The 6,646-nt window shown below is 59.1% G+C and carries 9 protein-coding genes; 5 read left to right on the top strand and 4 right to left on the bottom strand.

Features of this window, described 5'->3' with window-relative positions; all coding sequences use genetic code 11:
- Window positions 1–239: 239 nt before the first annotated feature.
- From VJ604_RS02945 to VJ604_RS02925, 5 genes are all read left to right on the top strand, one after another.
- Window positions 240–893, top strand: a complete 654-nt coding sequence (locus VJ604_RS02945; RefSeq protein WP_324079893.1) for an alpha/beta hydrolase family protein — start codon at window positions 240–242, stop codon at window positions 891–893.
- Between the two features lie 275 nt (window positions 894–1,168).
- On the top strand, window positions 1,169–1,744 hold the full coding sequence (locus VJ604_RS02940) for a paraquat-inducible protein A (RefSeq protein WP_324079892.1): 576 nt from the start codon (window positions 1,169–1,171) through the stop codon (window positions 1,742–1,744).
- On the top strand, window positions 1,722–2,648 hold the full coding sequence (locus VJ604_RS02935) for an MlaD family protein (RefSeq protein WP_324079891.1): 927 nt from the start codon (window positions 1,722–1,724) through the stop codon (window positions 2,646–2,648). The genes VJ604_RS02940 and VJ604_RS02935 overlap by 23 nt, the downstream gene beginning before the upstream one ends.
- Window positions 2,649–2,652: 4 nt before the next feature.
- Complete coding sequence (locus VJ604_RS02930) at window positions 2,653–3,066, top strand: BON domain-containing protein (RefSeq protein ID WP_324079890.1); 414 nt, start codon at window positions 2,653–2,655, stop codon at window positions 3,064–3,066.
- A gap of 31 nt (window positions 3,067–3,097) precedes the next feature.
- Window positions 3,098–4,069 carry an ABC transporter substrate-binding protein gene (locus VJ604_RS02925; protein WP_324079889.1) on the top strand — a complete coding sequence of 324 codons (972 nt, stop codon included), beginning with the start codon at window positions 3,098–3,100 and terminating at the stop codon, window positions 4,067–4,069.
- Between the two features lie 30 nt (window positions 4,070–4,099).
- On the opposite strand, the gene VJ604_RS02920 is transcribed toward VJ604_RS02925, so the two are convergent.
- The 4 genes from VJ604_RS02920 to VJ604_RS02905 form a co-directional block, all read right to left on the bottom strand.
- A complete protein-coding gene (locus VJ604_RS02920; RefSeq protein WP_324079888.1) occupies window positions 4,100–4,621 on the bottom strand; it encodes a hypothetical protein in 522 nt (173 codons plus the stop codon).
- Between the two features lie 27 nt (window positions 4,622–4,648).
- Window positions 4,649–4,939 (bottom strand): macro domain-containing protein, encoded by a 291-nt coding sequence (locus tag VJ604_RS02915; protein ID WP_324079887.1) that lies wholly within the window; start codon window positions 4,937–4,939, stop codon window positions 4,649–4,651.
- Between the two features lie 349 nt (window positions 4,940–5,288).
- The gene (locus tag VJ604_RS02910) at window positions 5,289–5,867 is read right to left on the bottom strand and encodes an antibiotic biosynthesis monooxygenase (RefSeq protein ID WP_324079886.1); all 579 of its coding nucleotides are present in this window, start codon (window positions 5,865–5,867) and stop codon (window positions 5,289–5,291) included.
- A 163-nt stretch (window positions 5,868–6,030) separates the two neighbouring features.
- The coding region (locus tag VJ604_RS02905; RefSeq protein WP_324079885.1) for a dehydroquinate synthase/iron-containing alcohol dehydrogenase family protein at window positions 6,031–6,646 on the bottom strand (616 nt) is incomplete at its 5' end.

Raw genomic sequence — 6,646 nt, 5'->3', positions numbered from 1 at the left:
CTTTTTTAACCGGCCGCTCCGTCTCGTCGTGGTGCTCCCCGGCGGCTCCCTGGCGCGGCTCAGGTTCCGAAAGCGCGGCGTTTCCCTCCCCGGGTCATTCCTATCCTCGCGAAAATTTGACATTTTGGCGAACTCACCTACCTTTAATTGAGTGTAGGACCGGCGAAGGCACATGAGAATGCTCATGCACCTCGTCCCATGACTGGCCAGGTGCCAGGGTCACCAGCGGGGAGGAAGCCATGAGCGAGCCGAAACTGATCCTGATCGACAAGTTCCCCCTCCCCTTCCTGCTCTCGCTCCCCGAACCCGCCGACCGGACCACCGGCGGCGGAGACGGAACTCCGGTCCTCTGCTTCCTCCATGGCATGATGGAGGGTCCCCCTACCGAACTGCACACCGGACTGACGGCGCATGGGCCGCTTAAAAGAGGCAATGAGGCTATCGCCGTCAGCAACTTCATCGTGGCGGCCCCCCAGTTACCCAGCCGGGGGGACATTTGGCACAACTATGCCGACGACGTCTGTGAACTCGCCGGCTATCTGCACGCCCATTACGGCGGCGACCCCGCACGAACCTACCTGACCGGTTTCAGCTTCGGCGGCAACGGCGTCTTCGATGTCGCCCTGCTGGTTCCTGATCTCTGGACCGCCCTCTGGCCGGTCGATCCGACCCGCGTCCCCCATACCGACCCCGGACTGCCGGTATGGCTCTCCGTGGGAGAGGCCGCCCGCTTCCAAGCCGATCAATTCATCGATCGCCTGAAGCTGACGCCTCCCGGCCCCCAACCGCTTCGCCGAATCTACCAGGATTTCGGGCTGAACCACGTGGACACCGCCACCGCCGCCTACCACAGCGAAACCGTTTACCGCTGGCTCCTCTCCCAGCACGGATAGCTCCTCTCTCTCCCCTGAACAAGCAAGTGGTCCTAACTAGCCGTTCATGCTGAGCCTGTCGAAGCACTGTCACTATGGTGACCTTCATGCTGAGCCTGTCGCCCCCCCCTTTTCCACCACGTACTCCCCCCCTTTATCGCCTTCCTCCACATACACCTTGATGAGCGTTGACATAAAATTCTTTTAATTTATTCTCTAGTACCGAACACTCATTGAGGGAGGCCTCATCCTTGGAAGAGATCGTCTCTTGCCAGACCTGTGGATTGCTTCAGGAGATGGAACCTCCTCCTGAGGGGTACCGCGCGACCTGTCCGCGGTGCGGCTTCCAGATCCGCCGAAGGAAGCCGGACAGCCGCAGCCGGACGCTGGCCCTGGCCCTGGGGGCGCTCATCCTCTACTTCCCCGCCAACATCTTTCCCATCGTGGAAACCGAGTACTGGGGGATGAAAACGACCACCACCATCTTCCAGGGGATCAAGGGGCTGTACCAGCAAGGGAACTACCTGGTAGGCAGCCTGGTCTTCACCACCAGCATCCTCACACCCGGCCTCAAGATATTGGGGCTCATCTTCCTCTGCCTCACGCTGAACTGGCCCCGATGGCAGAAGTTCCGCACCTGGGTCTACAAGATCATCCAGTTCATCGACCCCTGGAACATGCTGGAGGTCACCCTGCTGTCCCTTTTGGTGGCAGTGGCCGAGATAGGGAAGATCGCCACCGTGCATCCCGGCGCCGGCGTCTTCTCCTTTGGCGCGGTGGTGGTATTGACCATCGGCGCCACAGTAACCTTCGACCCCCGCCTGGTCTGGGACGCGGGGAGGAGAGCTCATGACACAGACCCCTCAAAATGACGAGGCGAAGCGCCCGTTACCCAAGGCGAACATCAGGAGGAACTGGTGGACCTGGCTGTTCTGGGCGGTTCCCATAGGGGCGGCGGCGCTGGCGGCCTTTTTCATCTACCAGGAGGTGATCAGGAAAGGGCCCACCATCACGGTCTATTTCCAGGATGCCGGCAACATCCAGGCGGGGAACGCGCACCTCAAGTACCGCGGGGTCGAAATTGGGGACGTGGAAAAGGTGAGCCTCACCGACGACCAGAAGATGGCGAAGCTGACCATCGCCCTCAAGAGATCCGGCGAGAGCGTGGCAAAGGAAGGGTCGGTGTTCTGGATCGTGCAACCGCACGTAGGGCTGAGCGAGATCAAGGCGTTGGGAACGGTGGTATCCGGCGATTACGTGGCAGTGGAGCCGGGTCCCGGCAAGGAGCGCACCAAGTTCGTGGGACTCTCCGCCCCGCCGCTTCCCAAGCCGGAGAAAAAGGGGTTGAGGATCATACTGGTCTCCGAGCGCCTGGGATCGGTCAAGAAGCACGCGGCGGTCATGTATCGTGGGGTGCAGGTCGGGGAGGTGTGGGACGCGCATCTGGGTCCCGATTCCCAGGTCATCTACATCGAGATTAACATCGAGCAGCAATACGCGCCGCTGGTGCGGATGAACTCGAAGTTCTGGAACGCCGGGGGTATCAACGTCAACATCGGCTTCTCCGGAGTGGACATCAGCGCTCAGTCGGCCCAGGCGCTTCTCACCGGGGGGATCGATTTCGCCACTCCCGACGCCTATGGGAAGGAGGCCATTGCCGACACGGCCTTCCGGCTCTACGACAAGGCGGAGGACGCCTGGCTTGCGTGGGCACCGGCCATCAAGCTCCCGCCTCACGGCAGCGCGGTCCCTACCCAGGAAACAGTGGGAGATTGAGCCCATGAGACCTTCGGCCCGGATCATTACGGCATCTCTGCTGGTTGTCCTGCTGCAGACGGTAGTGCTGACCGGCTGCAACTTTTTCAAAAGCGCCGAGGAAGCCATGCACGGGATCGGTGAAATCGGCAAGAAGGTGGGCGGCGAGGGGGGCGAAAAGGGGGGAGCCAAGCCGGCCAATCCCTCAGCGACCCACGAAGGACCGCTCATCGACAACAAAGTGGTCGCGCTGCGGGTGCAGGCCGCGTTGAAGAAGGAGGGGGCCGAGTTCGACAAGGTCACCGTGGACGCCACCAAGAATGAGGTCGTGCTGACCGGCACCGTTGCAACAAGCAAGGCCCGCGAGCGGGCAGAAGAGATCGCCAGAAAAGAGGAGCACGGCATCAAGCTGAAGAACGAGCTGAAGGTCGGCCATTAATCCTCGTCCCTGTGAACCCAAGGATGACTATATGAAAAAGTATCTTCTTTTCATGCTGCTTTTGGTACAGATCTCGGTTGCTTCCGCAGCCTTCGCAGCCGATGTTGTCCGGGTAGGCAATCTCCAGCTGGCACACTTTGGCGCCATCTCCTACATGAAGGAGATAGCACCGAAGTACAACTTGAAGATCGAGGAGGAGTTCTTTGCTAAAGGGATCGACATCATCCCGGCCATGGTAGCGGGTGAGATCGATGTCGCGGCCAGCGGAGCTCAGGGCGCCATCGCCGCCCGGGCCGCAGGAGTCCCCATCTACATCGTGGCGGGTTTTGCCAAGGGGGGCGCCCGCATCGTGGGGCGCTCAGACAGGAAATGGCGCTCGGTAGCCGACCTGAAGGGGAAGAGGGTTGGCGTTGCCATGGGCGGTGCCCAGGAACTGCTCCTGTTCGCGGAGCTGGCCAAATACCACCTCTCCTTCTCGGACAAGCCCGGCAAGGATGTGCAGGTGGTATACCTGGCCAACTACGGGGAGTTGAATCAGGCCCTGCTGACCCGCTATGTCGACGCCATCTGCCAATCGGAACCGCAATCGGCCCAGGCCATCAACAAGGGGTTCGGGGTCGAAATCGTCAAACCCTTCGACACGCCGTTGGGCGACCCGATTCGGACCCTGATGATGACCCAACGACTATACGCCAACCGGGGCGTCGCGCAGAGGCTCTTGAAATGTTTCGTCGAGGCGACCAGGACCTTCCTCGCCAATCCCGCCCTCGCCGAAAAGTACGTCTGCGAAAGCATGTTCAAGGGGCAGCTGAGCAGCCAGGAATACCGCATGGCCATGGCCTATTCACCGCTTACCTACGACGTAACCGTGCAACACATACAGACGACGACTGAACTTATGATGAAATACGGCATCGGCAACATGGCGAAGCCCCCCGTGGCGAAGGACTACGTAAAGACGGACCTGCTGGTGAAGGCGAAGAGGTCCCTTGCGGTGAGGTAGACAACGGAGGTAACGAGGCAATTCCCTTCATCATGCCACGAGCAACAAGCCAACTTCCTTCTCGTCCACGGCAGCCAGCCATTTTTTGCTGATCTCGAAGGCAGCCAGGACTGCTTCAGTTCCCGGGCCTTCATCTTCAGGAGGGTGATTTTCCTGGAAGTACTTCCGGACCTCAGACCCGTCAAGGGGAATGGCGTCAAGCTTTGCAAGTGCGACTTTAGCTGCATTGGCATCGAAAACCGCAATCAAAGTGGCTCGTGCTTCAGAGATTTTGGTGGCAAGCTCGCAGTTGCCGAGTTCAAACAGTGTCCAGCCCCTCTTTTCCTCCAGCAAAGCATCAAGATCGCAAAACCCGTACCCCGAGTATGCGTACTCCTGCTGTTCGACGGCATATTCAGACAGAAAGTTCGGGAAATGATCGATCACTTTCTCCATCGGCTTCTTGAACATGAAAACGGCCGTGTCAATCCCTCTGATTTCAGGTCTGGCAGCAGCAAGTAGAGCATCCACGTATTTTTGGTGCAGCGTATAGAAGCGGGCAATCAAACTCAAAGTTTCTCCTTTCCATCAACCTTCCCATCAACCTTCGACTGATCCAGTCCGCCCCGGCATACTGATCACCGTGAAACGATCGTCGAAGAGGTCCTCCAGAAGCGGGCGCACATCCTGCCACGCGATGCCACCGCCACCGCAGCCCGGACGAGGTACGACAACCACCTGCCAGCCGTGCAGATCGGCCAGGTCGCGCAACTCCTCCGCCGACCGCCTGATCAGGCGCAGGTCCGGGTTCGCCCACGGGCTTTCCTCCACCGGAAATGAAACCAGCGCCTCATAGATGAGGTGGACATGGTTTCCTCCAGCAGCAAGCAACGCCCCAAGGCGTTCCGGCAGATCTGGAAAGTGTTTGTGAGCCTGCTTGGCGCACCCGCGCCCCACGACGGCTGCTCCCCTTTTCGTCACTTGGCCGTTGGTGGTAATGCAGATGACTGCCTTGCCCAGATAGCTCCAGATGTCGCCGGTCGTTTCCTTGATGGCGCCCTCCCCCCTAAAGTCTCCACCCTTGTATTAGGTCCTCAGCAATCCGAAGTGTCGAAGATAGTACGCGGCTTGGCGCTCACACCCCCATGTGGGGGCAGCATCGCGCAGGAGACGCGACGCGATATTGAACTCATAAAGTTAATAAGGTTCCCGAGGCTATCCGTATTTGGCGCCGGATACGTCATCTAAATAACCATCGCTGAACTACTCTTGTATAGCGCGGCATCACCACGTACACCATCAGGAAAACAATGACTCCAGTCACCACCAAGGTTGTTATTAGACGGTTATCCGGAATCGAAATGTCTTGCAGAATTGGGGTAACGACCAGAGGTACACATAACGCTAGAGGGTAGATGGCTGACCATGTCACCAGATACTGTTTCCAGCGTACCGGCACCTTGGCCTTCGCCCCCGCAGGGGTAAACCAAAAATCCAATCCGCTACTGATAAAAAAGTCATCGTCGGTCATAAGCAGTGGCCGAACTTTTTCTATCAAACGGGCGCGGGTTGGGGACTCCATCCACTCCCGCAAGTGCGTCTCGGTATTAAATCGAATTATGATGGTGAAAGTTCCGGTCAATCCTGGTATCGGGCGGACGATGTGCCAGTCCAAATGACCAGGTGAAGCTTTGCAAAGAGGTGCAATTTCCTCGAGCCACCTTTCGTATTCAGTCTGCTTATTTTCGCGCACCCTGTGCGTAATAACTACCGTAGCGCCCGCGGCTGGGTTTGCATCAGCTGGTATGACTGTACTCATGGGACTGCGCCCTCTCATTATTGCTAGGCCTAACTTCGGTGCAATTATTTTCAGGTATTGCTTCTAGACTTTCTGCCTCTCCACTCTTCACAAACGTCAAGATTCAAGACCTGCCCCCAAGGCTACCAAGGCTCCAAGGCTGCACTTGACCCCAAAGCTGCACCTAACTCTGACGTTTGAACGATCGTCCCAATGCGTCGGCGTCACGGATGGCGGCAACCACCATCGATGCAGTGACCGGGAACCAGGTCGCGTGAATGGTCTCGCCTTCCGCAACGGCCGCCTCGGCGACACGACGAAGGTCGCCGTCGTCCAACTCGGCGAGGCCAAGGTCCTCCAGACAGACCGGCAATCCCACCTTCAGGCAGAACTCCTGCACCTCCTGTATATCCCGCGACGACCGTCCCTCCAATACCAGCTGGGCGAGAAGCCCGAAGGCCACCTTCTCGCCATGCAGCCTGCGCCCCATGGCCGGCAGGATGGTCAGTCCGTTGTGGATCGAGTGGGCGGCGGCATGGCCGCCATTCTCGGAACTGAGCCCGCTCAGGAGGGTGTTCGCCTCCACGATCGCTTCAACGGCGGGAGTCACCGTCTTTTGCTCAACCGCGAGCTTGGCCGCCAGACCCGATTCCAGCAGGGTCTCGTAGCAGCTTCGCGACAGCGCCAATACCGCCAGTGTCGGAGTATCCCCGCCGCAGAAGGCATTCCCCCTGCCGCTCCGGGCACAGGTATCTGACTCCCAGAATCCCGCCACCGCATCTCCCATCCCCGCCACCAGG

Source organism: Geomonas sp. (genome assembly GCF_035254065.1).
GTDB lineage: Bacteria > Desulfobacterota > Desulfuromonadia > Geobacterales > Geobacteraceae > Geomonas.
This window is presented reverse-complemented; position numbering and strand designations above follow the sequence as displayed.